This window comes from Butyrivibrio sp. DSM 10294 (assembly GCF_028539135.1).
GTDB lineage: Bacteria > Bacillota > Clostridia > Lachnospirales > Lachnospiraceae > Butyrivibrio.
Genome location: NZ_JANSWL010000088.1, coordinates 109,063 through 135,747, shown reverse-complemented (window position 1 = coordinate 135,747; position 26,685 = coordinate 109,063). Strand labels below are relative to the sequence as shown.

The following is a 26,685-nucleotide window of genomic DNA, read 5'->3' as shown; positions in this document are numbered from 1 at the left end:
TCATTCTGTGTAAAATCTGCTATTTTTTCTCTTTTGCCTTAATTTTGTCCATGGCATCTACAAAAACAAGGATTTCAGCCACAACTTCATAGAGCTCAGGAGGTATCATCTCACCGATTTCGAGTCTGGAAAGAGTATCTGCGAGCTTATCGTCTTCATGGACAGGGATGTTGTTATCTCTTGCCTGCTCTATGATTTTTTCTGCCAGCGCGCCTTTGCCGGAGGCAATTACTTTGGGAGCTCCGTCTTCATTGGGATCATAGCCCAGCGCAATGGCGGTTTTGATCTTTTGTTTCTGATTATCAGGCATAATTCACCTCATTCATTTATGCCCTGGCGTCAAAAGAAGCCGTTGAAATAATAGGCATTTTGTTTACCTCAAACATCTCATCCACAGCAGAATCCTCTCCGTCCATTTCATCCTGAAGATGCATCCTGACTGTCATTGAATATCCTCTTTTCTCAAGTCTTTCATTAAGGATATGGATGTTATCGTTGATCAGATCAATAACACTGTCATCGGCCACATAGAAATTGGTATTCACCTTATTGTCTGTCATTTTTACATATACATCTACAGGTCCCAGATTTTCCATGTCAAGATGAAGAATCGCACTGACAGAGCCATCTTCGCTCATCCGCTTATTCTTATTTCTGTATACATACAGATCGCCGTGGGCGTTTTGTTGAGTCATCTGAAGCGGCAGCTGTACATATTGAAACATCTGATTGATCTGATTCATAAAGTCGAGATTGTTGCTTAAATTATTGGCAGACTGAGCAAGTTTTGAGCCATCTCCAAGTGTATTGTTTATTGTCTCAGCAAGGGCTTTGGCCTGGTTTCCAAGCCGCTGGTACAAATTGTCTATATTTTCCTTTTTAAGCACATCTCCAGGCTTAAGAAGCCATTGGGATTCTATAGAATTCTTAAGGATCTTATTGTAATTATCATTAGAAAACAGATTTTTCCAGGATGCAGCCTCTGCCGGATTGGACATATCGGCTTCGTCAAAAAGAGTACTGAGTTCCTTAAGGACAGCACTCTGTTCATCAAGAGATATTCCTTCCTTGCGGGCTGCTGTCATCAGATTACTTATTGTTTTCTCTGATACTCCTATATTTCTTAATGCATCATCAAAGCCCTTTAAATCACCTTTAAGGTATGATGAATTATCCGGGATATCCTTCGCAGTAACTTGTGACGGGTTTTCTTTATCACTAACCGATCCCGGGATCTTAGCAGCTTCATTTCCTTCTTCGGGGATGAATTGCAGGGCCTGATTTTTAACGTCTGCTACTTCTTGCTGTATAGGAACAGATTTTCCTTCAGCGGAGATTTCTGCATTTTCTGTTTCTGCAGCGTTCTCGCTTACCTGCGCCAAGGTGGCTGTATCTGCAGAAGCAGGTTCCTGTACATCAGAAAAAAGCTTAAGAACGGATCCGTACAGATCCATGGCACCTTTAACATTGCCACTGTCCACCAGTTCACTGAAGGCTGTAGGAAGCTCGTCCATGATGCTTTCCATTTCATTAAGAACCTGGTGCTCATAGTTTTTGTAATTGGTAAACTGCTCTATATTGTTCTCCGTAATAGGTATATTAAGGCTCTTCATCTCAACAAGAGTCGTTACGGATGCATTTGGAAAAGTCGACAGATTTCTGTTCATCTCCAGAAGAGAATTCTTATCAATGGGAAGGGATGCACTCATCATATCCCTGACCATCTGAACAGTGTCGTTATTGATTTCTATGCCGGCAGCGGTTAGAGCTTTGAGAGTGCTCTGATCCACTGACATATTTTCATACAAAGGTGTTATTGATACCGTTCCGTTTCCGGAACTCTTAACAGTAAAACTAAGGGTCTGCCCCTCCCTAAGGTTCATATCCTCCGACAGTTTGGCGGAGAGCACGTTGTCGCCAACGTTAATATTTATAAGCTTACCCTCTTCACTGTCTGTAACAGACACAACTGTTCCCTGAATGGCAGAACCGTTTCTTAGCTGCAGGGGCTGACTAGTCACCTGCTCCTGCTGATTACTGCCATTCACGTATATGGGAGCATTTGATTGTGTTACACCGGAGATATTACTCATACAAAATTACCTATAAAGGATCTTCTGTGAATAGGACATGGTCCGTATTTCTTCAGCGCCGCAATGTGGTCTGCACTTCCATACCCCTTGTTGGAATCAAATCCGTACTGAGGGTATTTAAGAGCATATTCCTTCATAAGCCTGTCTCTTGTAACCTTAGCAACTATACTTGCAGCTGCTATTGAAACGCTCTTAGCATCGCCTTTGATTATAGAGACCTGCTTGTACTGTTCAAGCTGAGGAATATGCACAGCATCAATCAAAAGAGCATCCGGCTTAGGATTCAGACTGTTAACAGCCTTGGTCATGGCTTCATAGGTAGCCTGAAGGATATTGATCTCATCTATCCTCTCAGCTTCATTACTGCCGATTCCGACAGCAACAGCCTTCTCCATGATAACGTCATATAATTCTTCTCTCTTTTTTTCGGATAATTTCTTGGAATCATTTAGATATAAGATGTCGCAGTCCTTGGGCAGAATAACTGCAGCGGCGTAAACAGGGCCTGCCAGAGGTCCTCTTCCGACTTCATCAATGCCGCACAAAAGACCATAATCAGCATATTGCCTCTCATATTCGCTCATCTTATAGATTCGTTCTATTTCTTTGGAAAGATTATCAAGCTTTTTACGGGCGGTTTCAACCAGTTTAATAACACCCGCACGCTCATCACCTGAAAAAGTATCGATAAAACACTGCAGATCACTACCAGTGACTGAGTTCTGCAAACAGGCCTTTATTTCTGATATTGATGTCATTTTCTAAGCGCTCCGAAGTTGTCAAAAGGATAAATTCTAATAAAGGCCTTGCCTAATATATCAGCCTTTTTGATGCTCCCAACAGACACATCTCTGCTGTCCATACTATGATTTCTGTTATCTCCCATAACAAAGAATTCATCGCTGCCAAGAGTTACCTCCTCAACAGCTCTTCCGGGATCAAGAATAACCTCTGCACCATAGTTCTCATTGAGTATCACGTCATTGATGTAAATATTTCCGTCATAATCAATTCTGACCGTCTCACCGGGAAGACCTATTATCCTTTTGATGAAAAATTCATCGTTTCCGTATCTATATGGAAAAATGATAACATCAAAACGCTCCGGTGCCTTGAATCTGTAGGATATCTTATCAACCAACAGTGAATCTTTGTCATGAAGCGTAGGCTCCATGGACTGCCCACTTACATCTGTCCTTTGCATAACAAAGGTAATAAACAAAAATGTAAGAAGAAACACAATCGCAAGATAAAGTACCGTATTAAGAATTTCCTTAATAGCCTTACTCATAAAGTCACACCTAATTTCCGCGCCTAAGCGCTTTTTTTATGGTCGTTCCAGAGAAATCCTGCCCAACCTTCCGTTTCTGAAATCGTCAAGAAGAAGGGCTGCTGCTCTGTCCATATCGGGTTCTGCTCCCTGCTTATAGCATTTCCTGTTTATGGCTATAGCTGAAAGGACAGCGCTAAGGGGCGTTGAATACTCTTTTTCCATCTGCTCATCAACCTGCTCCTTAGTTATATTATACTTCTCATAAACAGCGTTTGGATAGCTTTCTTTGAGAATATTTATAAGCTCGCATGCAAGCTCAACACTGTCTAGGTTCTCATCGTTCATAGAACCTATTAGAGCAAGGTGAAGTCCAACCGTCTGATCTTCAAATTTAGGCCATAGAATACCGGGAGTATCAAGAAGCTGCATGTTCTTGCTAAGAGTAATCCACTGCTTGCCCTTGGTGACACCGGGCTTATTACCTGTCTTGGCTGAAGCCTTACCGGCAAGTTTATTGATAAAGGTGGATTTTCCTACATTGGGGATTCCTGCAACCATGCATCTTATGGGTCTTCCGACTATTCCCCGCTTTTTGTCTCTTTCTATTTTCTCAGCACAGGCTGAAGTGATCAGCTCTTTGACCTTGCCGGCTTCATTTCCTGTCTTGGAGTTCATCTCCATAACAAAGTTACCCTGTGTCTGATAGAATTCACGCCATTTCTTTGTCACGGCAGGATCAGCCAGATCCGCCTTATTTAATACAATTAGTCTATATTTGTTCTTACCAAGCTCATCAATGTCCGGATTTCTGCCGGAGGCAGGAATTCTGGCATCTGTAAGCTCAATAATAATATCTATCAGTTTGATGTTCTCCTGCATCATTCTGATCGCTTTGGTCATATGCCCGGGATACCACTGATAATTCATCTGTTCACCTCATATTTCATAAAACTGATCATCAGTTAAGGATAAAACCGCCGCTGCCTTGTTGTCCGCCCAGCTTGAACCAGGCTTTTCCCACCATCATTTTGGTAGTCACAACACCTATGTTGGCACTGCGGGAATCCTCGCTGCTATTCCTGTTGTCCCCCAATAGGAAGTATTCTCCGCTCCCAAGCTTAAGCTCAGAAGCAGCGATCCCTGCATCTTCCATTTTATCATATTCGTCCTTCTCAGATTCAGTTTGCTGGCCATTTACATATAAACTACCATCAATAATCTGAACCTTATCACCGGGACACGCAACAACCCTCTTTACATAGTAATGAGAATTGGTGTTGCCGTTAGGTAAAAAGATTACCACATCCCCTTCTTTGGGCCCAAACAGCTTAAAAACAAGGCGATTGACCAATACTCCCTGTCCGTTACCAATCGTAGGTTCCATGGAATCGCCGATGACCTTAACCTGCATTCCAAAAGCAGTAACAATTACAAATGCCATGAACACAGCCAGAACAGAGACCATGATCCAGGAAAAAATCTCTTGAATAAGCTTAGGTGTTATTATTTTTTTCTTCTGATGAAATGTGAATGTGTTCTTCTTTTTTCTAAACATTATCCCCGAAAGTCCCCATTAACGAGAAAGAGGCAATTACTATAAAGTAACTGCCTCTCAAATAACAAATTATCTGGTAACAAGCTCCTTAACCTTAGCCTTCTTACCTGTAAGTCCCTTAAGGTAGTTCAGCTTAGCTCTTCTTACCTTACCTCTTCTAACAACCTCAACCTTCTCAACGATAGGTGAGTGAAGGGGCCATGTCTTCTCAACGCCAACACCGTAAGACTCTTTTCTTACTGTGAATGTTGTACGGTTGCTGCCGCCCTGGATCTTCTTAACAGTTCCCTCGAAAACCTGTACTCTTTCGCGGTTACCTTCCTTGATCTTAGCGTGTACTCTTACAGTATCGCCAGTGTGAAACTCAGGTGCATTAGCGTTCAGCTGCTCTTTCTCGAGCTCTTCGATAATTGTACTCATAATTCTTTCTCCTATTCCATGGACGTTCTTAATACATAGGTTCTGTAACAGAGGACCGTCTGATTGTCACAACGTACTATACTATACCATACCCCCATGGAATAAGTCAAGGCAAATATATTTGAAGATTGAATACTAATATTTGTCAGTCTAAGAGGTCTTTTGGCCCAAATCTGAAGGGCAGATTCTCCACAAGAGTCTCTGTTCTGTATTCGTCCACCGATTTGGCGGTGATGATCAAAAAATCATCCTTACAGAATTCGCTCATTACCTGTCTGCACACTCCGCAAGGAGCGCAGTAATCAAGCTCTGTTGCTCCGTCCGGGCCGCCTACAATAGCGATGGCTGTGAACTCTTTAACCCCTTCACTGACAGCCTTGAAAAAAGCTGTTCTTTCAGCACAGTTGGTAGGCGTAAATGATGCATTTTCAATATTGCAACCGGTGTAGATCCTACCGTCGGCAGCAAGAAGTGCTGCCCCTACATTAAAATGTGAATAAGGGGTATAGGAGAAATTTCTCATCTCCATTGCTTTGCCAATTAACTCTTTAATCTTACTTTCTTCCATAAAAATTACCTTGATCCTTTATCGTAAGGAATTCCCTCTGCCTTAGGAGCTCTTGAATTAGCTGAAGTAAATGCCAGCACAACAAGAGAAATAATATAAGGCATCATATTATAAACTGATCCCGGAATATTCAGAGCTGCCAGGAAATCGAATCCTGAATAAACGTTGGACAGAGCTCTGAAGAATCCGAATAACAAAGCTGCAAGCCCGATGTTTAAAGGCTTCCACTGTCCGAAGATCATAACTGCCAGTGACAGGAAACCAAATCCTGCAACACCAACCTCGAACTTCCACTCACTAACACCTGCGGTAATATATACAATACCACCGATACCTGCAAGCATTCCGGAAATAAGAACGCCGGCCCAGCGCATTTTGTATACATTGATACCTACGGAGTCAGCAGCCTGAGGATGCTCACCGCAGGCCATAAGTCTTAAGCCAAATTTGGTCTTATAAAGTATAACATATGCACAGATGAGCAGAATAAGTGCCACCAGCATAAACCAGTTGAACTGGAAGCTTCCGATAGACACTACAAGAGCCTTTTTAGTCTGAACATACTGCACTGTTGAGGATACATTGTCAGGGTTCTCAGCGATGTTGATTGACTTAACAATAACAGTTGCGGCAGCTGCAGCAAGCATATTGAGCGCTGTACCTACCAGGGTCTGGTCTGCCTTAAGGTTAATACATGCAACTGCAAGAAGCATCGAATAGACAACTCCGCAGATAATCGATGCAATAAGAACCGCCAGAACGATCACAAGCGCAGGAGTATTGGGAGAAATATATTTAAGTGTCAAAGCACCTCCCAGCGCTCCCATAACCATAATTCCCTCAAGTCCCAGGTTAATAACACCTGAGTGCTCAGAAAAGCATCCACCGAGGGCTACAAGGATAAGAACAGACGCAAATAAAAGTGTATATTGAAGAAGCAGTACCATTACTTGTTACCTCCTTCCTCTTTATTTGTTGAAGCCACTGTCTTGTTTTTGTCCCTCTCCTGCCTTCTACTCAGATAACTGTTAAGATAAAGCTTGAAGAAAAGAACAAAACCACAAAGGTAGATAATGATTGCGGAGATGAAATCCGAAATCTGTGATGGATAAATATTCTTATCGAGATAAGAACCACCACTTGTAATATGCTGAATAAAGTAGGAGGCAAAAATTGTTCCGATAGGATCAAGTCCTCCAAGGAAGGTTGCGGCAATTCCGTTAAAGCCCATACCGGGAACAGATGACTGGGTTACAGACCACTGCTCATATCCTGTCAGGAAAAGGAATGCAGCTCCAAGGCCGGCAAGAGCGCCGCCTATGAAAAGAGTGAGAATAATATTCTTCTTCTCCTTCATTCCGCTGTATTTGGCAGCATCCTTGGCAATACCTGTCGCTTTGATCTCATATCCAAAAACGGTCATGCTAAGTACAATCTTAAGAACAATTGCAATGATAACAGCCAATGGAATAGCTATTGTCACATACTTATTGTTGGTAAAAAGTTTCTCCATTCCAAGTGAAGGAAGAAGCGCGCTCTTATTAACGCTGGCAATCTGCACAGTATAAGGGCTGGCGGTTTCCTTTACTCCTGAAAGAAGCATATTAACAGTGTAAAGTCCGATCCAGTTAAGCATAATTCCGGAAATAACCTCATTAACATTGAGATATGACTTGAGAATGCCAACGATTATTCCGAAAACGCCACCTGCAATAAGCGCTGCCAGAAGACATACAGGCCATGCCAGCTTAAGCTGAAGTGCACAGAAAAGAGCTGCGCCTGCGCCTGCTACATACTGACCTGCAGCACCGATGTTGAAAAGACCTGCCTGGTAGCAGAACTGAATGGAAAGAGCACACATAAGAAGTGGTGCTGCCTTAACAAGGGTGTTTCCAAGGTATTTCATAGCAGCCTGCTTTGAAGGGTAGGTAAAGTAATTCTTTAAAATAGTGATGATAGCGTTTGTTGCGCCGCCGGGGTTGATAATAAGTAATGCGATATAACCTACGAGAAGTCCGATCACAATGCATAAAAGTGCTGCAAGAATAGATTGCACTGCAGGATTTGAAAGGAGTCCTCCGGATTTTTTGTTTTTTTCCTGACCAGTCATTATGCTCCAATCTCCTTTCTCTTCGCACCTGCCATGTAAAGGCCGAGTTCTTCAGGTGTTGTCTTTTTGGGATCAAACTCTCCCACCAGTTCGCCTTCATACATAACAAGGATTCTGTCGGAAATACTCATAACCTCTTCAAGCTCAAGAGATACCAGAAGTACAGCATGTCCTGCATCTCTCTGAGCTATAAGCTGCTTGTGAATATACTCTATGGCACCGACATCGAGACCTCTTGTTGGCTGAACTGCGATAAGAAGATCGGGATTTTTGTCAATTTCTCTGGCAATAATAGCCTTCTGCTGATTACCACCGGACATTGAACGGGCAATTGTGGGTGCACCCTGACCGGATCTGATATCGTACTGCTTAATCAGCTTGTCGGCATATTTATTGATCTCTGACTTTTTCAAAAAGCCTGCCTTATTGCTGAACTCAGGCTCAAAATATCTCTGAAGTACCAGGTTATAGGCAAGTGAATAATCCATAACAAGTCCGTGTTTATGTCTGTCCTCGGGAATATGGCTCATTCCACTGGTTGAACGCTCTCTAATGGAGGCATGAGTGATATCCTTACCGGAAAGTGTAATCTTACCGGTAGTGCAATTCTCAAGTCCTGAAAGGCCATAAACAAGTTCTGTCTGACCATTTCCGTCAATACCTGCAATACAAACGATCTCACCGGATCTTACATCAAAGGATACGTTCTTGACAGCGTTGTTATGATGAAGCTTGGAGGGTACTGTCATGTTCTCAACATGAAGAATAACATCGCCGGGAACCTTATCCTCTTTGGTTGCAACAAGCTGAACATCACGGCCTACCATCATTCGGCTGAGTTCGTCCTGGTTGGTATCTGCGATATTAACCGTACCTATATATTTTCCTCTTCTGAGAACCGAGCATCTGTCGGCAACTGCCATAATCTCGGCAAGCTTATGAGAAATAAACAGGATTGACTTACCTTCCTTAGCAAGATTTCTCATAATATCCATAAGCTCATCTATCTCAGAGGGAGTAAGAACAGCTGTAGGCTCGTCAAAAATAAGGATCTCATTATCCCTATACAGCATCTTGAGAATCTCAGTTCTCTGCTGCATACCTACAGTGATATCCTCAATCTTGGCATCAGGATCTACCTTAAGGCCATACTTATCTGAGAGTTCAAGAACCTTCTTTCTTGCCTCTTCCTTCTGTAATAATCCATATTTAGTTGTCTCTACACCAAGGATAATATTGTCCAGTACCGTAAAGCACTGAACCAGTTTGAAGTGCTGATGAACCATTCCGATACCGAGATCATTGGCATCGTTGGGGTTGTTGATCTTGACCTCTCTGCCATCCTTCTTGATGACACCTTCCTCTGCCTGATAAAGGCCAAAGAGGACACTCATAAGAGTGGATTTTCCTGCTCCGTTCTCCCCAAGCAAAGCATGAATCTCACCCTTTTTCAGCTGAATAGTAACGTTATCGTTGGCAATAATGCCGGGAAAACGCTTGGTAATATTCAGCATTTCAATAGCATACGTACTGTTATCTGCCATTGATTAACCCTCCATACTTTTTTTCTTAAACTCAAAATAAATACATGGCCTTGCAACTTCGCATGCCCATATATTTGGAAAAAAGGCCGGTAGACTATGAATCCGCCGGCCCTTGCAAGCGCAGATATGCGCGTATTAACAACTTAAATTACTTAATGTTGCCCTGGAAATTGATCTTAGCTGTTGTAGCTGAAGGCTGCTCAGCAGAAGAATCGTTAGATACAGAAACCTTACCGTTTACCATATCAGCAACAAGTGCCTTATAATCATCAGCAGAGAATGTATCTGTCCAAACTGTAGTAGCCTCAGGAAGTCCAACATAGTTAAGGCTCATATCATCAGCTGATACAAGACCAAGGTTCTGGATCTGTCCTGCATAAGAATCCCACTGACCATCTCTGATGGCTGAAAGAAGTGTCTGAACTGTAGCCTGAAGGCCCTTCATAGCAGATGTGATTGTCATGCCTGCGCCGAACTGACCATCGATTGTAGCAGCCTGGTCAACGTCAACACCGATAACCTTACCATCAACCTTAGCAGCAGCCTCAGCAGCAGATGTGAAGATACCGCCACCGCAAGCAAATACTACTTCTGTGCCACCCTGATACCATGTATCCATAGCAGCTGTGATATCAGCATCACCATAGAACTGGTTACCGTAAGCATAGTTAATCTCTACATCAGCGCCAAGCTCTGCAGCTGCAGCGTCAGCACCCTGTACGAAACCATATCCATAACGGATAACAGCAGGAACTGCCATACCACCAAGGAAACCAAGCTTAGTGTAGCCCATCTTTACTGCTGCGTAACCAGCCATGTATCCGGGAAGCTCTTCCTGGTATACAGCTGAGAATACGTTAGCGTATGTCTGGTTGTTGAAGTCTGAATCATCACCCTCAAGGTCATACTCAGAAACATCAAGAGCAACGAACTTAACATCAGGATAAATCTCTGCTGTCTCTTTGATAGCGCCTGCAAATGCATAACCGGGCATAACGATTACATTGTATCCGTCAGCAACTGCCTTGTCGATCATGGCAACACGCTCTGCATCAGAATCGCCTTCTGGCTTGTAGTATGTGAAGTCAACGCCGTTAGCCTCACCAAATGCCTTACAAGCTTCGTAAGTAGACTGGTTGAAAGACTGGTCTGTGATATCGCCGTAGTCTGTAACCATTGCTACCTTCATGTCTGAAGCAGCTGCTGTATCAGCAGGAGCTGCTGTTGCGTCTGCAGAATCTGCAGGTGTCTCGGCTGCGGAAGCCTCTTCTGCGGCAGGTGCCTCAGTTGCAGTTTCCTCAGTAGCAGGTGCGGTATTGTCAGATGATCCGCATGCTACGAGAGAAGAAACCATTGTTGCAGCCATAAGAACTGCTAAAATTTTCTTTTTCATAATTTCCCTCCATTTGTTTGGTTTGTCAGATTGACTTGTATAATAAAACCTTTTCAGGCTTTATCCATGGCTATCAGACGTCTTACTGCGTCTATTGTGGTCTTGTAGACCATATCCATCTCATGGACCTGAGGATTGGGAAGTCCTTTTTTGGCCCTCTCCTGATTGGCAACAACAAGCATTACCGCTCCGGTTCTGCATCTGAGATAATTACCGACAATAAAAAGTGTAGATGATTCCATCTCAGAGCAAAGGGCTCCACACTTGATCCATGCATCCCATTTCCACAAAAGCTCGTGTCCCACAGGCTTGGTCTCAGGCTCGTGCTGTCCAAAGAATGAGTCCTTACACTGTACAACGCCTACATGATAGTTGGCACCGGCTGTCTGAGCTCCCTGAACCAACGCATTAACAACCTCAAAGGATGCTACTGCAGGATACTCGATAGGTGCATACTCCTTGGAGGTTCCTTCCGCACGGATAGCACCTGAGGCGATAACAATATCACCACCTACAATATCATCCTGCATTCCTCCGGAAGTTCCCATCCTGATAAAAGTGTCCGCACCGCATTTATGCAGCTCTTCAACAGCAATTGCAGTTGAAGCACCGCCAATACCATGAGACATAACGGTAACAAGCTCTCCGTCAAGAGTTCCTGTATATGTATTGTACTCTCTGTTATATGCTACAAATCTGGGATTATCAAACAGATGTGAAATAGACTCACATCTTCCGGGATCGCCGGTTAGAATGACATAACGTCCAACATCCCCCTTCTTGACATGAGTATGGTACTGATATCCAGCCCCTTCTGTGTAATCAACCATATCTAAACTCCGTAATATTTTTAATTATTTGCCGATATTTTCAAATAACTCGCAACATTAATTATAATTCATTTAACAATAAATGTCATTAATTCTTAAAGTATTAATATTACTACGAAATTATATTAAATTACATCAAGCCTTCCATCACATGAATCACAATCTTGCCCTCATCGGGAGATACCTCCCTGATGCAATCCTTAATGGCAGGAATATATACCTTCTCAGAGTTATCATCCCTTGTCATCTCATACACATCATTGGCGCCTGTCTGAAGAATATCTGTGATATTACCAAGTACCTTCCCCTCTTCATCCACAACATCAAGGCCGATAAGATCAGCGCAGTAATATTCACCGGGTTCAAGTTTAAGAGCGTCCTTGCGATCGATTGTAAGTTCGCAGCTCTTGAACTTTTCAACTTCATTGATATCGTTGAACTGTTTGAACTTTACAATAACAAACTTTTTAAAAAACCTGGCACTCTCCACATCAAGCTCTATGTTTTCACCTCTTTGTGTAGTAAGAGTCACCTTTTTGAGCTTCTTAAATCTTTCGGGATCCTCTGTTGTGGGAAATACATTAACTTCTCCCTTAAGTCCGTGAGTTGATGCAATTACTCCAACCTGAAATCTCTCTGTCATTTCTTTTCCTCATTATTCTCTGACTCACAAGCTTCTGCCGCAATACCGCCGGCTTTTGTCTGCGAATTTATATCTGCATTATCTGTAGTCTCAGCCGAAGCTGACTTCTTGCGCCTTTTCCTCTTAGGTTTCTCGGGCTTTGGCGGGTTCTCCGCAAGCCATTTTTCATATAGATCAGGACGTCTTTCTTTTGTTCTAATAATCGACTGCTCAAGTCGCCATTCATCTACTTTCTTGTGGTCCCCTGACAGAAGAATTGCAGGCACTTTTTTGCCCATCCATTCCTCCGGTCTTGAATACTGTGGATATTCCAGAAGATTGTTATTAAAGCTCTCTGTCATAGCGGATTCGTCATTATTAAGAACTCCGGGAACAAGTCTGGAAATAGCATCTATCATTACCATTGCAGGAAGTTCCCCTCCCGTCAGTACATAATCACCAATGGAAATGTAGTCCGTTACAATTTCCTCCAGTACTCTCTCATCAACGCCTTCATAATGTCCGCAGAGAAAGATAAGATTCTCTTCCCGGGCAAGCTCCTGAGCCATGCTCTGGTTAAAAACACTGCCTTGGGGAGTTACATATATAACCCTGGGCGCTGTATCGGAGTTTTTTTTAATTTCTTCATTTATTGCCTGAAAACAATCATAAATAGGCTGTGCCTGCATAAGCATACCGGCACCGCCTCCATATGTATAATCATCCACCTTATGGTGTTTATAGTCTGCTGAATAGTCCCTTATATTGATCGCATTAAAGGATATATATCCTTTATCCTTGGCTCTTCCGGTAATACTGTTGGAAAGCCCCTGTTCTATCATCTCGGGAAAAAGTGTCATAACATGAAAATTCATAAATAATCTCTTATGTGATAAGAGCCGAATAAAGCTGTTGCCCTATTCGACTCTGAAAATCTTATTTAGACAATCTCAACGTCAACCTTTAAGTTTTCTCTTGTTGAAGCTGCCTTTACAACTGCACGTATAGCTTTTGCGATACGGCCCTGTTTGCCAATTACCTTGCCCATGTCTGAAGGTGCAACATGAAGCTCGATCAAAATATTGCGCCCATCAGTCTTCTCAGTAACTACTACTTCTGAAGGATTGTCAACAAGCGCCTTAGCGATTACTTCGACTAATTCTTTCATTGCTCATCCTCCGACAAATTATTAGTGAAAAAAGAATAATACTTATTCAGAATAAGTATTTATCACTTCTGAATGCCGGCCTGCTTGAAAAGCTTAGCAACAGACTCTGTAGGCTGAGCACCGTTTGAAAGCCACTTCTTAGCGAGCTCCTCGTCAACCTTTACAGTGCTGGGATCTGTGTTAGGATCATAAGTTCCGATCTCCTCGATGAACTTACCCTGTACAGGGAACTTTGAATCAGAAACGATGATTCTGTAGAAAGGAACCTTCTTCTTACCAATTCTCTTTAATCTGATCTTTACTGCCATTTTAAATTTCCTCCATTAAATAAATATAAGATAGATAATAGTTTTTATATGTATGAAACAGCGATTAAGCTGCGAACATATCGTTATGAATATATATGGGATTTAGAAAAATCTTCCGCCTCCCGGGAACTTACCAAGACCGCCAAGTCTTCCAAGGCCACCCTTTTTGCCCATAAGTCCGGGCATCTGCTTCATCATCTTCTGCATCTGCTCAAACTGCTTGATAAAACGGTTAACATCAGCGATATCATTACCTGAGCCTTTAGCAATACGATGTTTGCGCTGAGGTGACATTAGCTTGGGATTCTGTCTCTCCTGTGGTGTCATGGAAAGAACGATTGCTTCCATTCTTGCAAGCTGCTTCTCATCAGGAAGCTGGTCATCACTTATCTTGCCCATTCCGGGGAGCATTCCCATTATTGATGAAAGGCCGCCCATATTGCGCATAGCCTTCATACTCTCAAGGTACATCTCAAAGTCGATCTTGCCCTTTTTCATCTTCTGGGCCATCTCGCGGTCTTTTTCGATGTCGCGTTCTGCATTGGCTTCAACAGCCTTGTCAATGAGGCTCAGCACATCTCCCATTCCCAGGATACGACTGGCCATTCTGTCGGGATAGAACTGCTCAAGATCTGAAAGTTTCTCTCCCATACCCACAAATACAATGGGCTTGCCGGTAACTGCCTTGGTTGAAAGAGCAGCACCGCCTCTGGTATCACCATCCATCTTGGAAAGGATGATCTCATTGATGCCGACCTTCTCATTAAACTCCTCAGCGACGTTGACTGCGTCCTGACCGGTCATAGCATCCACAACAAGTATTGTATGATGAACCGCAATGGCATCCTTGATATCGCGAAGCTCCTTCATCATGGCTTCGTCAATCTGCAGACGGCCGGCGGTATCTAAAATCACAATATTTAATCCTTTTTCCTTGGCATAATCCATAGCGGAAGTTGCAATCTTAACAGGGTTCACATCCGTGCCCATTGAGAAGAACTCTACTTCCTGTTTCTTGGCGTTAATTTCGAGCTGATCGATAGCGGCAGGTCTGTATATATCACAAGCAACAAGAAGAGGTTTTCTGCCCTTCTGTTTAAACTTGCCGGCAAGCTTGGCTGCTGTGGTAGTTTTACCGGCACCCTGAAGACCGCACATCATGATAACAGTGATATATTTACTGTCCTGAAGAGTGATCTCTGTGGTCTCGGATCCCATGAGCTTGACCATCTCTTCATTAACTATCTTGATAACCATCTGTGCAGGATTGAGTCCGTTAAGCACATCTTCGCCTATTGCTCTCTCCTGAACGGCTGAAATAAACTGTTTAACAACCTTGAAACTTACGTCAGCTTCCAAAAGAGCCATCTTGACTTCCTTGAGGGCAAGCTTAACATCATCTTCAGTAAGCCTTCCCTTGCTCTTAAGGTTCTTAAACGCATTCTGTAATTTATCTGTAAGACTTTCAAAAGCCATCTGTTATGTAAGCTCCTCTATAATAACGCCCGAAATGTTCTTAAGTCTGTTCCTGAATTCCGTGTCGGATATATTCCGGTCATCGGCAAGTGCGGATAACTCCTGTGCCTTTAGCCTGATTGCCTCAAAGCGTCTGATCATGTGAAGTCTGTCCTCATAGCCCTGCAAGGTATTTGTACATCTCTTGATAAGATCATGTACTCCCTGCTTGCTGATACCGTTCTCATCAGCAATCTCAGTAAGAGACATATCCTCATATACGGCGGCTTCATATATCTTTTTCTGATGTTCTGTCAGCAGCTCGCCATAAAAATCATACAGCAGGCCCTGCTCTACGATCTGTTTCATATAGTTGCATGCCTCAAACTAAAAATCATTCATTCCGCAAATAACACAAATGATATATTACATAAAACCAAAACAAGTGTCAAGTATTTTTTCTTGACACTTGCAAATTGCAGTATTTACTGGATTTTCTTATATTTTCACTTCAGAAGGAAGAACTCCGAGTTGGTTCTTGAAAGCCCTGCTGAAGGTGGAATAATCCCTAAAGCCACAGTCCACACATGCATTTGTTGCCGGAGTTCCGGACATTATAAGGTTTCTGGCCTTCAGAATCCTCTTTTCCGAAATATATTGATGAATGGAATATCCCGTTTCATTCTTGAATATTCGCATCATGTGATACTTGCTCATATAAAAATGATCTGCAAGAAAATCTATCGAAAGGTCATTTCCGAGGTTATCCATAATAAATTCGATAATCTCTATAACCTTCCTGTTATATCTTGCCTCCGGTTTGAACCCGAAATCCTCCTGGATACATGCACGGTTAAAACATATAAGTGCCTTGAGAACATCAAGTCTTGTCATTAACCTGCCTGCATAAGAACTATCCTCAACCGCTATATCTTCCTCAATCTTGGAAAAGAGTTCAAGCACTTCCGTACTGATAGCTGCGGGAAATCTTACCACATAGCTGCCAAGCTCCCTGGTTTTCTTGAAAGCATCGGTAAGCTCATACTTACTAAGGAAATCATGATTCAGATAAAGAATTATCCTGTCATATTCGTCATCGGAGCTCTCTACCACAGGTTTATGGATCAGATTTCTGTTAACCAGCACAAAATCGAAGGGCAAGAGCTCATACTCTCGCCCTTCGATAAGATACTTAACTTTGCCGCCCAGTACCAGAATAAGTTTGTCAAAATCATGATAGTGGTACGGTATATCCAGTTTTTCACGATTCTTTATATGAAAGAACCTAAAGTCCTGATTCAGATATCCCTTCTGCTCATAGTCCTCAAAGCTTAAGGATGAATCAAATTCCCTGTTTTTGCTCATAATATTCTAAGTAGTATTGTTATCAATAGTCAGTCACACAAATATTAAGGTCAACATTTCCGTCAATTCCATCAATCTGTCCGGTTGATGAGTATTGCCAGATATCAAAGTGATAGGGATAATACAGCGGTGTTCCGTAATATGCTATCCATATTCCGTATTCATCCACATCGGCAGCGTCCATCAACAAGGTAAACGATTTGACATTGCCGTATATCATTGGCTCATATCCTGCCTGTCTTACGGTGTCGCAAAATGTCTTTGCAACCAGTTCGTACTGATCGCTGGTCATATCAACAGTCCTTGCAGAATCAGAATCAGCCGATTCTATATCGATAACTACAGGGAATGTAACCTTATAGGGCTCAATAAGATCAAGAACCATCTGAACCTCTTCTTTTGCTTCTTCCGCATTGACTGCCTGTGAGTAGAAGTAAACTCCTACTTCTATGCCATTCTCGGTAGCATTCTTGATATTATATTCGAAATAATCATCTACAAGGAGCTTACCTTCAGTTGTTCCGCGAAGTCCAGCCCTGATAAAAGCAAAGTCAACTCCGGCGTTTTTAACCTTTTCCCAGTCAATCTCGCCCTGGAACCTGGATACGTCAATGCCACTTTTGAAAGAAAAAGAAGTATCACTCCCCTTGTATTCCAGAAGGCCTCTATCATTGATCTCGAAATCATCGGCAGAAAAGCCGTGTTTTTCAATAGAATCAAGAATTGGGAAAAAGTAGTATCTTCCGGAGCTTGCCACAACCATCTGATCAGGGAAAAGAGATCTTATGGCAGATGTGGTGCCATCCCCGTTTTCAAGTTTCTCCTGAATACTCTTTCTTATGGTCCTGGCTTCCTCTTCAGCGCCCAGATTCTTAGCCTCTTCAACCATTTTCTCAGTCTCAGCGGTGGTATAATGGCCCTCCGCAGTGATGGCTTCAAGTTCACTTTTTACAGCGTCCTCTTCTCTTTGGATCGTAGCATTTCTGATAAGAAGGACAACACTGAAGGACAGCGCCAAAAGCGCCACCAGGCTAAGAAAGATTATGGAAATAATATTGTGTGTATTTCTAACGCCTCTGCGTTCTCTTGATTCCAGTGAAACATTACTCATAGTTTACATTCTCTCGTCAAAATAACTCTTGTAGCCTTCACCAAATATTTCGCTTGCACTGGAGACTATCATAAATGCGTTGGGATCCTCATCTCTGACGATATCCTCAGCCATGGGTGAAAGTCTCTTTTTGATTGCACACATGATTACTTTTTTGTCTTCACCGCTGTAAGCGCCCTTGCCGATTACATGGGTTACGCCGGCATCAAGTTCCTCCAGCAGTCTTGCGGTGATAATATCGGGTTTGTCTGAAATGATGTAGATGAGCTTGGCTCCGTCTCTGCCGTATAATACAAAATCAACCACAACAGACGTTACTAGCACAGACATAAATGAATAAAGCGCAGCTGCTATATCATCAAATACAATGGCCGCTATGATAAGAACCACCATATCAGTAAGCACATACAGCGCTCCGGTCTTGATATGCGGATATCTGAGCCTCAGGAGCTTAATAATGATATCCGTACCGCCGCTGGTGGCATGACACTTAAAAATAAGGCCAATGGCCACTGCGGTAGCAGCGCTCCCAAAGATCACTGCAAGAATCTTGTCGTAAATTACATAATCCGAAAAGAACTTCGTGCAAAAATCCGTGGCCACTGAGATCATTGAAGTAGCATAAATAGTGGAAAGAGTAAATCTAATGCCAAACTTCCAGATTGCAATGATAAGAAGCGGTATATTCATAATCAGAAACCACATACCTGTTCCAATGTTAAAAAGCCTGTTCAGACAGATAGCAAGACCAGTCATGCCTCCCGGCGCCAGATTGTTGGGATCAATCAGCAAACTGGTCCCAAAGCCGTAGAGGATTGCTGCAAAGGTTATGATAACGTACTCTCGTACTCTTTTCCGTGCGCTTATTCTATTGTTATTCATAAAAAAATTAAATATTTGTCCTTACAATTTTTGGTTTAAAGCCGTTGACCTCGAGAGTCTCAAGAATCTGATTCTTGTGCTCTGTACCAAAGGCTTCCAGTGTAATCCTGAGCTCAACTGCTGCGCTTCTGTTAATTGAAACGAACTGGTTGTGCTCAAGCTTGATGACATTTCCGTTGACCTTGGCGATAATACCGGAAACTCTTGAGAGTTCTCCCGGCTTGTCGGGAAGAAGTACGGAAACAGTAAAGATTCTGTCTCTCATGATAAGTCCCTGCTGAACTACGGAGGACATGGTGATAATATCCATGTTGCCGCCGGAAAGGACGCAGGCGATCTTCTTATCCTTGCAATTAAGCTGTTTGAGAGCTGCAACAGACAGAAGTCCTGAATTCTCAACTACCATCTTGTGATTCTCAACCATATCCAGGAAAGAAACCACGAGATCTTCATCGGGTACTGTAATTATATCATCAATATACTTGGATATATAGGGGAATATCTTCTCACCCGGTGTCTTAACAGCTGTACCGTCTGCAATTGTATTAACTCCGGGAAGTGTCACAACATGACCTGCCTTTAACGACTCCTGCATGCAGTTAGCACCGGCAGGCTCAACACCGATAACCTTGATCTTGGGATTAAGGAGCTTGGCCAGTGTGGAAACGCCTGTAGCAAGTCCGCCTCCTCCGATGGGAACAAGAATATAATCAACGGTGGGAAGTTCCTTGATTATCTCCATTGCGATGGTTCCCTGACCAGTGGCAACATCAAGATCATCAAAAGGATGAACCAGAGTATAGCCATGCTCTTTGGCCAGTTCAAGAGCCTTCTCATAAGCCTCGTCGTAAACATTGCCGTGAAGAACCACCTCTGCTCCAAGAGCCTTGGTCCTGTTAACCTTGATAAGAGGTGTTGAAGTAGGCATAACAATAGTAGCCTTAACGCCGTAGCACTTAGCAGCATACGCAACGCCCTGGGCGTGATTGCCGGCAGAAGCGGTAATAAGGCCTTTGCTCCTCTCTTCATCGGAAAGAGTCGTTATCTTGTAATAAGCGCCTCTAACCTTGTAAGCACCTGTTCTCTGAAGATTTTCAGGCTTAAGATACACCTTGTTGCCGGTCATATTTGACCAGTAATCACTGAAAATCAGCTTGGTCTCAAGAGTTACTTTTTTCACATCTTCGTATGCTTCTTCAAATTTTTCCAAAGTCATTTTATCCTGCGACATCTTCTACTCCCCATTTCCTATTTGTAATTTATTCCACTATATCAATTCCATTTTTCAGGAAAAAAGTGCGTCTACAAACTGCTCGGAATCAAAGCGCTCCAGATCGTCTATAGCCTCTCCGACTCCAATGTACTTAACGGGTATATTAAGCTCTGACACTATTGCAACAGCAATTCCGCCCTTGGCCGTTCCATCCAGCTTGGTAAGAATAATTCCCGTAAGGCTCGCAGCCTCACCAAATTCTCTTGCCTGCATAATGGCGTTCTGACCGGTGGTGCCGTCAAGAACTATGAAGTTCTCTCTGCAGATACCCGGAAGTTCTTTATCAATAATCCTGTTCATCTTGGCAAGTTCTTCCATAAGATTCTTCTTGTTATGGAGTCTTCCTGCCGTATCAACGATCAAAATGTCACAATCTCTTGCCTTGAAGGCACCAACAGCATCATAAATAACACTGGCAGGATCTCCGCCCTCTTTGCCGGTGATGATTGGTGCTCCGGCTCTGTCAGCCCACTCACGAAGCTGCTCTGTTGCAGCCGCTCTGTAAGTATCAGCGGCAGCTATAAGAACCTTTTTACCTTTGTTCTTAAAAATAGCTGCAAGCTTGCCTACAGAAGTGGTCTTGCCTACTCCGTTTACACCAATTACAAATATAATGCTCTTTTTATCTTCGAAATCGTAAGCATCCTCAGCGGTTTTCATCTGCTCACGGATATTTTTAATAAGCAGTTCCTTGCAGGAAGCGGGATCCTTAACATGCTCCTCCTTGACCTGCTCGCGAAGCCTGTTCATGATCTTGCTGGTGGCATTGATTCCGATATCTCCCATTATGAGAGTCTCTTCCAGCTCCTCATAAAAATCATCATCAATAGAGGAAAATCCGCTGAATACATTGTCAATTCCCTTAGCTATATTGTCACGGGTCTTGGAAAGTCCCTGCTGGAGTTTTGCAAAAAAATTACCTGCCATTAGTTTGTCAGCTCCTTGTCTATAAGATTAACACTAACCAGAGTTGATACGCCCTTTTCCTGCATGGTAATACCATACAGTCTGTCAGCACTCTCCATTGTACCACGACGATGTGTAATTACAATGAACTGCGTACTGGAAAGTTTGTGAAGATACTTAGCGAAACGAACGACGTTGTTTTCGTCCAGGGCCGCCTCGATCTCATCCAGAAGACAGAAGGGCGAAGGCTTAAGGTTCTGAATCGCAAAAAGAAGCGCTATTGCCGTAAGAGCCTTCTCTCCACCAGACATCTGCATCATATTAACAAGCTTCTTTCCCGGTGGCTGAGCATTGATTCTGATGCCCGCTTCAAGAATATCCTCCTCTTCGTTGAGTTCAAGAGTACCCTTACCGCCTCCGAACATCTCCTTGAATACCTTGTCGAATTCCACATTTATCCTGTCAAACTGTTCCCTGAACTGTTTCCTCATGGATTCATCAAGATCCTGAATAATACCTTTAAGCTGCTCCTCAGCTGCAATGAGATCGTCATGCTGAGTCTTCATGAAGGTATATCTCTCCATAAGGTTCTTGTAGTCCTCAATCGCATTGACATTGACGTCGCCCAGCTTTTTGATGGATTCCTTAAGAGATCCGATTTCCCTCTTCATAGCGGGAACATCATCCATCTCTTCATCCCTCATCTCTGCGGCGTCGGATAGTGTGATCTCATACTGACTCCACATGTAATTGATCTGGCCATCGATGTTTTCCTGGCATTTTTCTTTCTTGGAGGTAAGTCTTGTAACCTCTCTATCCAGTGATGACATCTGCTCGTTAAGTTTCTGGGTCTTGTCAAAAAATTCTTTCTGGGCCTCGGAGAGTTTCTGCTTCTCCTCCTTCAATGCATCCAGTTCCTTGTTGGCAGCGGATGAAGCATCTACGGAAGCCTCTATGGTAAGTCTTATCTGCTCGATATCCTTCTTGCTCTGATTAAGGCTTTCTTCATTGCTCTTTAAGGACTCTATGATTTCCTGAAGTGCCTTGGTCTCATTGGCAATCTCTTCCTTAACACGATCAATATTCTGCTGCTGGAAGCCCTGATTCTGAGCAACCTTCTCATATTGGATATCCCATTTGGAAACCTTGGCGTTCTCCTGTTCTTCAATAACATGAAGTCCCTCAAGTTCCTTCTGGAATTTTTCTACCTTCTCGGCACAGCTCTTCTCAAGCTCTTCGGACTCTGATAATGAAGCAAGCGCCTCTTCTCTGTCCTTGTTTATCTCCTGAATCTTGCCTTCAATCTCATCACTCTCAGCCTTAAGATCAGTGTAGTTACCCTTCTGTTCTTCCTGTCTTGCCTCTTCGTTAGCAACATTTAAACGGGCTGTGTTCTGAGCGATGAATTTGCCCTGAAGCTCAGATCTTAATTCTTCCGAAAGAGTTCTGAGCGAATTTCTCTTCTCCTTGAGGTCAGCTATTTCCTTCTGAAGAGATTCTATTTTGTCTCTGGCCTCTTTAACCTGCTTCTCAAGCTCTTCCAGTTCACGTCTTCTGCTGAGAAGATTGCTGGTGTTCTTGAAGGCACCGCCGCTGATGGCACCGCCGGGAACAAGAAGTTCACCTTCAAGAGTTACCATTCTGACGGTATATTTGTATTTCCTTGCGATCTTAACCGCATTGTCAATGTTATCTACTGCTACGATTCGTCCCAGCATAGCCTTGGCAACAGCCTTGTACTTGGGATCCGTGGTAACAAGCTCATCAGCCATACCCAGAACTCCGGGTTCCTCAAGAGCCTCCTTGGCTTTAAGCTCCGGAGGATTATCCAGGGCTGTAAGAGGAAGGAATGTTGCTCTTCCTGCCTTGGTCTCTTTAAGATAGGCGATCATTTTCTTGGCTGTATCCTCATCATCGGTAACGATGTTCTGGATGTTTCCGCCAAGAGCCACCTCAATAGCTGTCTCATACTTTTTCTCAGTCTTGATGATATCGGCAACAACACCTATGATTCCCTTGGTGTCATCCTTCCTCTCCATGACCTTCTTGACGCTGCCGCCATAACCTTCGTAGCGCTCTGTAATGTTGGAAATGGATGCAAGCTTGGCCTTCTCCATCTGATAGAGCTCCTGGGTCTTACGAAGCTCGGTATCCTTCCTGGTCATTTCCTCTCTGATTGAAACAATCTCAGCATCGGTAGACTTCTGCTTCTTGTTCATCTCAGAAATCTCGGCAGTTATCTTGTCGAATTCATCTCTGAGTTTCTTGATGGTTTCTTCCTGCTTGCTTTCGTCTGAACGGGCTCTTACGAGCTTGCCCGTAAGCTCTGCCTTTCTGATCTTGACCTGTTCGGTCATGGTATCAAGGGAACTGAGCTTAGACTTGATTGTAGCCCTTGACCCCAGGGTTTCGATAATTGTGCTCTTGCATTCTTCAATCTCGTCGTTTATGGAACTGATCTGACCAATTACTCTGTCCAGCTCTTTTCTTGCTTCATTACGATCTGCGGAAAGAGATGCTGCTTCCTTGTCAATCTCCTCCTTTTCCTCGAGATATTTATCAAGCTCAAGGTTTCTTGCCTCGATCTTGGCTTCTTCATCCTTCTGTCTGGTTCTGAAATGTTCATCATTGGTTGATGCAGCCTTGATTTTCTCATTAAGGATACCTATCTGGCCTTCAAGCTTTTCTTTCTGAACAGAGGAATCCGTAATCTTGGCCCTCGCTTCATCAATACCCTTATCTACTTCTGTCAGCTTGGTCTGAATACTGTCATATTCTTCCCTTGCCTTCTCATAGCCCGCCTTGGCTTCTTCCAGTTCTACAGTTGCATTCTCAAGATTGGCGGAAGTCTCTTCAAGGAGCTTATTCTGATTCTTATTCTCCAAAAGAAACATGTTAACATCGAGGGTTTTAAGACGATCTCTGTATTTGAGGAACTCCTTAGCCACCTCGGACTGTTTCTCCAAAGGACCTATCTGCTTTTCAAGCTCGGATAAAATATCGCTAAGACGTGTGAGGTTGATCTTCTCTTCCTCAAGCTTCTTGATAGCTGTCTCTTTTCTGGACTTAAACTTAACAATTCCGGCAGCCTCGTCAAAAAGGTTACGTCTGTCCTCAGGCTTACTGGAAAGGATCTGATCGATCTGGCCCTGTCCGATGATGGAATAACCCTCTTTACCGATACCTGTATCCATAAAAAGCTCATTAACGTCTTTAAGACGACAGGAAGCACCATTAATCATGTACTCGCTCTCGCCGGATCTGTACAGGCGCCTTGATACGGTCACCTCATCATAATCAATTGCCAGGGAATGATCTGAATTGTCCAAAGTGATGGCAACGTAAGCATAGCCAAGAGGCTTCCTCAGCTCTGTGCCTGAAAAGATTACATCCTGCATAGAGCCGCCTCGAAGCTGCTTGATACGCTGTTCGCCCAATACCCAACGAACAGCATCCGCTACATTACTCTTACCGGAGCCGTTAGGACCAACGATTCCGGTGATACCATTGTGAAAATCAAATTTTATCTTATTTGCAAAGGATTTGAACCCATGCACTTCAATACTCTTTAAATACATTAATCTTTACTTCTTCAATGCAAGAATCGCCTGATAAGCAGCCTTCTGCTCAGCTGCCTTCTTGGTTTTTCCTGTCCCCTCTCCAAAATTCTTTTCTCCGATATAAACGCACGTCTTGAATATTTTATCATGTTCAGGACCACTTTCGCCACAAATTTCATAACGGATTTGTCCCAGGTCTCCCCCCTGTACAAGTTCCTGCAATATAGACTTGCTGTCGCTGAACATCTGCATGCTCTCTACGTTTGTAAGGACATAGCTGTCCACAAATCTCTTGGACTGCTCGATTCCGCCATCAAGGAAAAGCGCACCTATGACCGCTTCCATAACATCGGCGATTATAGACTCCTTATTTCTTCCACCTGTGGCCTCCTCTCCCTTTCCAAGCTGAATGTAGCTCTTAAGGTCAAGGGCCTCCGCGTCGTAAGCAAGGGCCGGTTCACACACAAGAGAAGCTCTGATTTTGCTCATCTGTCCCTCTTTTTTGTCCGGATAGTTCTTGAAAAGAAACTCGCTGGAGAGCATCTCAAGTACCGCATCCCCAAGAAACTCAAGCCTCTCATAATCCGGTTTCTTGTTGATCTTCTGCTCATTAACCAAAGAGCTATGGGTAAAGGCCTGTATCAAAAGAGCCTTGTCCTTGAAGGTGTAGCCGATTTTCTCCTCAAAGCTTCTGATTTCCTGTTCGCTAAGCATAATTATCCTTTCCGCTTTGCATGTTTCTTTATTATATACAGCCTTGCGCTATCCATAATAAAGAAAATGAGGCAAGTCACCCCTGCCTCATCCCAAAGTCAATTATTATAGTTTATTATTTGCCTGAGATTGCAGTCTTCAAAAGCTCAACGGCTTCGCCAACTGTTGTGATATTTTCTGTCTTCTCAGGATCGATCTGAACGTCAAACTCATCCTCAAGTCCCATGATGATCTGGAAAAGATCGAGAGAATCTGCCCCAAGATCCTCTGTAAATGTAGTATCAAGGGTGATCTCCTCAGGATCCACATTCAGTACATTAGCTATAACTTCTTTCATCTTCTCAAATTCCATAATAATCTCCGTTCCTTTTAAGCGTTTTGCTTATATATTTGTATCAGTAAAATTATCTTTATGCAAGCTTTTCACTGATTTTTTCGCTAATTTTTTGCTCAGTAAAATCTACGCACTGAATTATTGAGTTCTTGACCTCAACATCATTAGCGCTTCCGTGAGTCTTAACTACAAGTCCCTTAAGTCCCAGCATAGGAGCTCCGCCGTACTTATCCATACTGTAATTGGAAAGAGTCGCCTTCAGATCCTTCTTGATCAAAAGAGCTCCGATCTTGGTCTTCAAGCTGCTCATAAGGCTGGCCTTGATGACATGCATCAAAGACTTGGCTACACCTTCGTACATTTTAAGGATAACATTTCCGGTAAAAGCTTCACATACAATGATATCAGCATATCCTGCAGGTATATCCCTGGCCTCAATACTTCCGATAAAGTTAATATCCGGACAATTCTTAAGAAGTGGGAATGTCTCCTTAACAAGTGCATTACCCTTCTCTTCCTCGGCGCCGATATTGACAATGGCAACCGTAGGATTCTTCTTGCCCATGATATTCTCCATATAAACGGTTCCCATCTTGGCAAACTGAACCAGGTGATTGGATCTGGCATCCACGTTGGCACCACAGTCGATAAGAAGTGACTGCCCCTTCTCTGTGGGAATGAGCGGAGCAAGAGGTGCTCTGTCCACGCCCTTAAGCCTTCCTACTATTACCTGGCCGCCTACAAGTGTAGCTCCTGTACTTCCGGCTGAAACGTATGCATCAGCCTCACCATGGTTAACCATGTACATAGCCTTGACAATAGACGAATCCTTCTTGGTTCTGATGGCCATAACAGGTGGTTCGGCCATTTCAATCTCTTCAGTTGCGTTAACAACTTCAATTCGTGATTTGTCGTAGGTATATTTTGAGAGCTCTTCGTTAACCTTATCTTCCTTACCTACCAGGAACACCTTGAGGTTACTGCTCTCATTAACTGCGTCGACTGCTCCCTTTACCGTAACAAAAGGTGCATTGTCGCCGCCCATTGCATCAACCGCAACTCTGACTAATTCAGCCATAAACTTCCCCCATATATGATCATTTTATTGTCTGCTTTCGCAGCCGCTAAAAATTAATATACAAGAGTAAAAGGCAAAAATCAAGGCTTTCCGAAATCTCGGAAAGCCTTAAAATCAATGACT

28 protein-coding genes are annotated in these 26,685 nt (G+C 43.2%); all 28 read right to left on the bottom strand.

Annotated elements, in window-relative coordinates; all coding sequences use genetic code 11:
* Positions 1-19: 19 nt before the first annotated feature.
* The 28 genes from NXH67_RS16710 to plsX all read right to left on the bottom strand — a co-directional run bounded on the left by NXH67_RS16710 (position 20) and on the right by plsX (position 26,562).
* Complete coding sequence (locus NXH67_RS16710; protein WP_022777201.1) at positions 20-310, bottom strand: EscU/YscU/HrcU family type III secretion system export apparatus switch protein; 291 nt, start codon at positions 308-310, stop codon at positions 20-22.
* A gap of 16 nt (positions 311-326) precedes the next feature.
* Complete coding sequence (gene fliK, locus NXH67_RS16705) at positions 327-2,093, bottom strand: flagellar hook-length control protein FliK (RefSeq protein ID WP_272798119.1); 1,767 nt, start codon at positions 2,091-2,093, stop codon at positions 327-329.
* Positions 2,090-2,851, bottom strand: coding sequence for a ribonuclease HII (locus NXH67_RS16700; protein WP_022777203.1), 762 nt, complete (start codon positions 2,849-2,851; stop codon positions 2,090-2,092). Before NXH67_RS16700 ends, fliK begins: the two co-directional genes overlap by 4 nt.
* Positions 2,848-3,384 carry a signal peptidase I gene (gene lepB / locus NXH67_RS16695; RefSeq protein WP_022777204.1) on the bottom strand — a complete coding sequence of 179 codons (537 nt, stop codon included), beginning with the start codon at positions 3,382-3,384 and terminating at the stop codon, positions 2,848-2,850. Before lepB (NXH67_RS16695) ends, NXH67_RS16700 begins: the two co-directional genes overlap by 4 nt.
* Positions 3,385-3,420: 36 nt before the next feature.
* On the bottom strand, positions 3,421-4,293 hold the full coding sequence (gene ylqF, locus NXH67_RS16690; protein ID WP_022777205.1) for a ribosome biogenesis GTPase YlqF: 873 nt from the start codon (positions 4,291-4,293) through the stop codon (positions 3,421-3,423).
* 31 nt (positions 4,294-4,324) lie between these two features.
* A complete protein-coding gene (lepB, locus tag NXH67_RS16685; protein ID WP_272798118.1) occupies positions 4,325-4,921 on the bottom strand; it encodes a signal peptidase I in 597 nt (198 codons plus the stop codon).
* Positions 4,922-4,990: 69 nt separating this feature from the next.
* A complete protein-coding gene (gene rplS, locus NXH67_RS16680; protein ID WP_022777207.1) occupies positions 4,991-5,341 on the bottom strand; it encodes a 50S ribosomal protein L19 in 351 nt (116 codons plus the stop codon).
* Positions 5,342-5,486: 145 nt separating this feature from the next.
* Positions 5,487-5,909: a cytidine deaminase gene (locus NXH67_RS16675; protein WP_022777208.1), complete on the bottom strand. Its 423-nt coding sequence runs from the start codon at positions 5,907-5,909 to the stop codon at positions 5,487-5,489.
* Positions 5,910-5,914: 5 nt separating this feature from the next.
* Entirely contained in the window at positions 5,915-6,856 is a 942-nt protein-coding gene (locus NXH67_RS16670; protein ID WP_272798117.1) for an ABC transporter permease, read from the bottom strand.
* Complete coding sequence (locus NXH67_RS16665; protein WP_022777210.1) at positions 6,856-8,019, bottom strand: ABC transporter permease; 1,164 nt, start codon at positions 8,017-8,019, stop codon at positions 6,856-6,858. Before NXH67_RS16665 ends, NXH67_RS16670 begins: the two co-directional genes overlap by 1 nt.
* Entirely contained in the window at positions 8,019-9,563 is a 1,545-nt protein-coding gene (locus NXH67_RS16660; protein ID WP_022777211.1) for an ABC transporter ATP-binding protein, read from the bottom strand. The genes NXH67_RS16665 and NXH67_RS16660 overlap by 1 nt, the downstream gene beginning before the upstream one ends.
* A 148-nt stretch (positions 9,564-9,711) precedes the next feature.
* On the bottom strand, positions 9,712-10,956 hold the full coding sequence (locus tag NXH67_RS16655) for a BMP family lipoprotein (RefSeq protein ID WP_272798116.1): 1,245 nt from the start codon (positions 10,954-10,956) through the stop codon (positions 9,712-9,714).
* Between the two features lie 53 nt (positions 10,957-11,009).
* Positions 11,010-11,786, bottom strand: coding sequence for a uridine phosphorylase (udp, locus tag NXH67_RS16650; RefSeq protein WP_272798115.1), 777 nt, complete (start codon positions 11,784-11,786; stop codon positions 11,010-11,012).
* Between the two features lie 130 nt (positions 11,787-11,916).
* Positions 11,917-12,429: a ribosome maturation factor RimM gene (gene rimM, locus NXH67_RS16645; protein ID WP_272798114.1), complete on the bottom strand. Its 513-nt coding sequence runs from the start codon at positions 12,427-12,429 to the stop codon at positions 11,917-11,919.
* A complete protein-coding gene (gene trmD / locus NXH67_RS16640) occupies positions 12,426-13,283 on the bottom strand; it encodes a tRNA (guanosine(37)-N1)-methyltransferase TrmD (protein WP_272798113.1) in 858 nt (285 codons plus the stop codon). Before trmD ends, rimM begins: the two co-directional genes overlap by 4 nt.
* Before the next feature lie 65 nt (positions 13,284-13,348).
* Positions 13,349-13,576, bottom strand: a complete 228-nt coding sequence (locus NXH67_RS16635) for a KH domain-containing protein (RefSeq protein WP_026515957.1) — start codon at positions 13,574-13,576, stop codon at positions 13,349-13,351.
* 62 nt (positions 13,577-13,638) lie between these two features.
* Complete coding sequence (gene rpsP / locus NXH67_RS16630; RefSeq protein WP_022777217.1) at positions 13,639-13,884, bottom strand: 30S ribosomal protein S16; 246 nt, start codon at positions 13,882-13,884, stop codon at positions 13,639-13,641.
* A gap of 102 nt (positions 13,885-13,986) precedes the next feature.
* Positions 13,987-15,360: a signal recognition particle protein gene (ffh, locus tag NXH67_RS16625; protein WP_022777218.1), complete on the bottom strand. Its 1,374-nt coding sequence runs from the start codon at positions 15,358-15,360 to the stop codon at positions 13,987-13,989.
* Positions 15,361-15,363: 3 nt separating this feature from the next.
* Positions 15,364-15,708 (bottom strand): YlxM family DNA-binding protein, encoded by a 345-nt coding sequence (gene ylxM / locus NXH67_RS16620; RefSeq protein ID WP_022777219.1) that lies wholly within the window; start codon positions 15,706-15,708, stop codon positions 15,364-15,366.
* A 129-nt stretch (positions 15,709-15,837) separates the two neighbouring features.
* Positions 15,838-16,704 (bottom strand): AraC family transcriptional regulator, encoded by an 867-nt coding sequence (locus NXH67_RS16615; protein ID WP_022777220.1) that lies wholly within the window; start codon positions 16,702-16,704, stop codon positions 15,838-15,840.
* A gap of 22 nt (positions 16,705-16,726) precedes the next feature.
* Positions 16,727-17,815 carry a glycoside hydrolase family 25 protein gene (locus NXH67_RS16610; protein ID WP_272798112.1) on the bottom strand — a complete coding sequence of 363 codons (1,089 nt, stop codon included), beginning with the start codon at positions 17,813-17,815 and terminating at the stop codon, positions 16,727-16,729.
* A 3-nt stretch (positions 17,816-17,818) separates the two neighbouring features.
* Positions 17,819-18,697, bottom strand: coding sequence for a YitT family protein (locus NXH67_RS16605; RefSeq protein WP_022777222.1), 879 nt, complete (start codon positions 18,695-18,697; stop codon positions 17,819-17,821).
* A gap of 7 nt (positions 18,698-18,704) precedes the next feature.
* Positions 18,705-19,928: a threonine ammonia-lyase gene (gene ilvA, locus NXH67_RS16600; protein ID WP_022777223.1), complete on the bottom strand. Its 1,224-nt coding sequence runs from the start codon at positions 19,926-19,928 to the stop codon at positions 18,705-18,707.
* A gap of 54 nt (positions 19,929-19,982) precedes the next feature.
* Positions 19,983-20,897, bottom strand: coding sequence for a signal recognition particle-docking protein FtsY (ftsY, locus tag NXH67_RS16595; protein ID WP_272798111.1), 915 nt, complete (start codon positions 20,895-20,897; stop codon positions 19,983-19,985).
* Complete coding sequence (smc, locus tag NXH67_RS16590) at positions 20,897-24,454, bottom strand: chromosome segregation protein SMC (protein ID WP_272798110.1); 3,558 nt, start codon at positions 24,452-24,454, stop codon at positions 20,897-20,899. Before smc ends, ftsY begins: the two co-directional genes overlap by 1 nt.
* 6 nt (positions 24,455-24,460) lie before the next feature.
* The gene (rnc, locus tag NXH67_RS16585; RefSeq protein ID WP_022777226.1) at positions 24,461-25,150 is read right to left on the bottom strand and encodes a ribonuclease III; all 690 of its coding nucleotides are present in this window, start codon (positions 25,148-25,150) and stop codon (positions 24,461-24,463) included.
* A gap of 115 nt (positions 25,151-25,265) precedes the next feature.
* Entirely contained in the window at positions 25,266-25,502 is a 237-nt protein-coding gene (gene acpP / locus NXH67_RS16580) for an acyl carrier protein (RefSeq protein ID WP_022777227.1), read from the bottom strand.
* A 58-nt stretch (positions 25,503-25,560) separates the two neighbouring features.
* A complete protein-coding gene (plsX, locus tag NXH67_RS16575) occupies positions 25,561-26,562 on the bottom strand; it encodes a phosphate acyltransferase PlsX (RefSeq protein WP_272798109.1) in 1,002 nt (333 codons plus the stop codon).
* Positions 26,563-26,685: the final 123 nt, after the last annotated feature.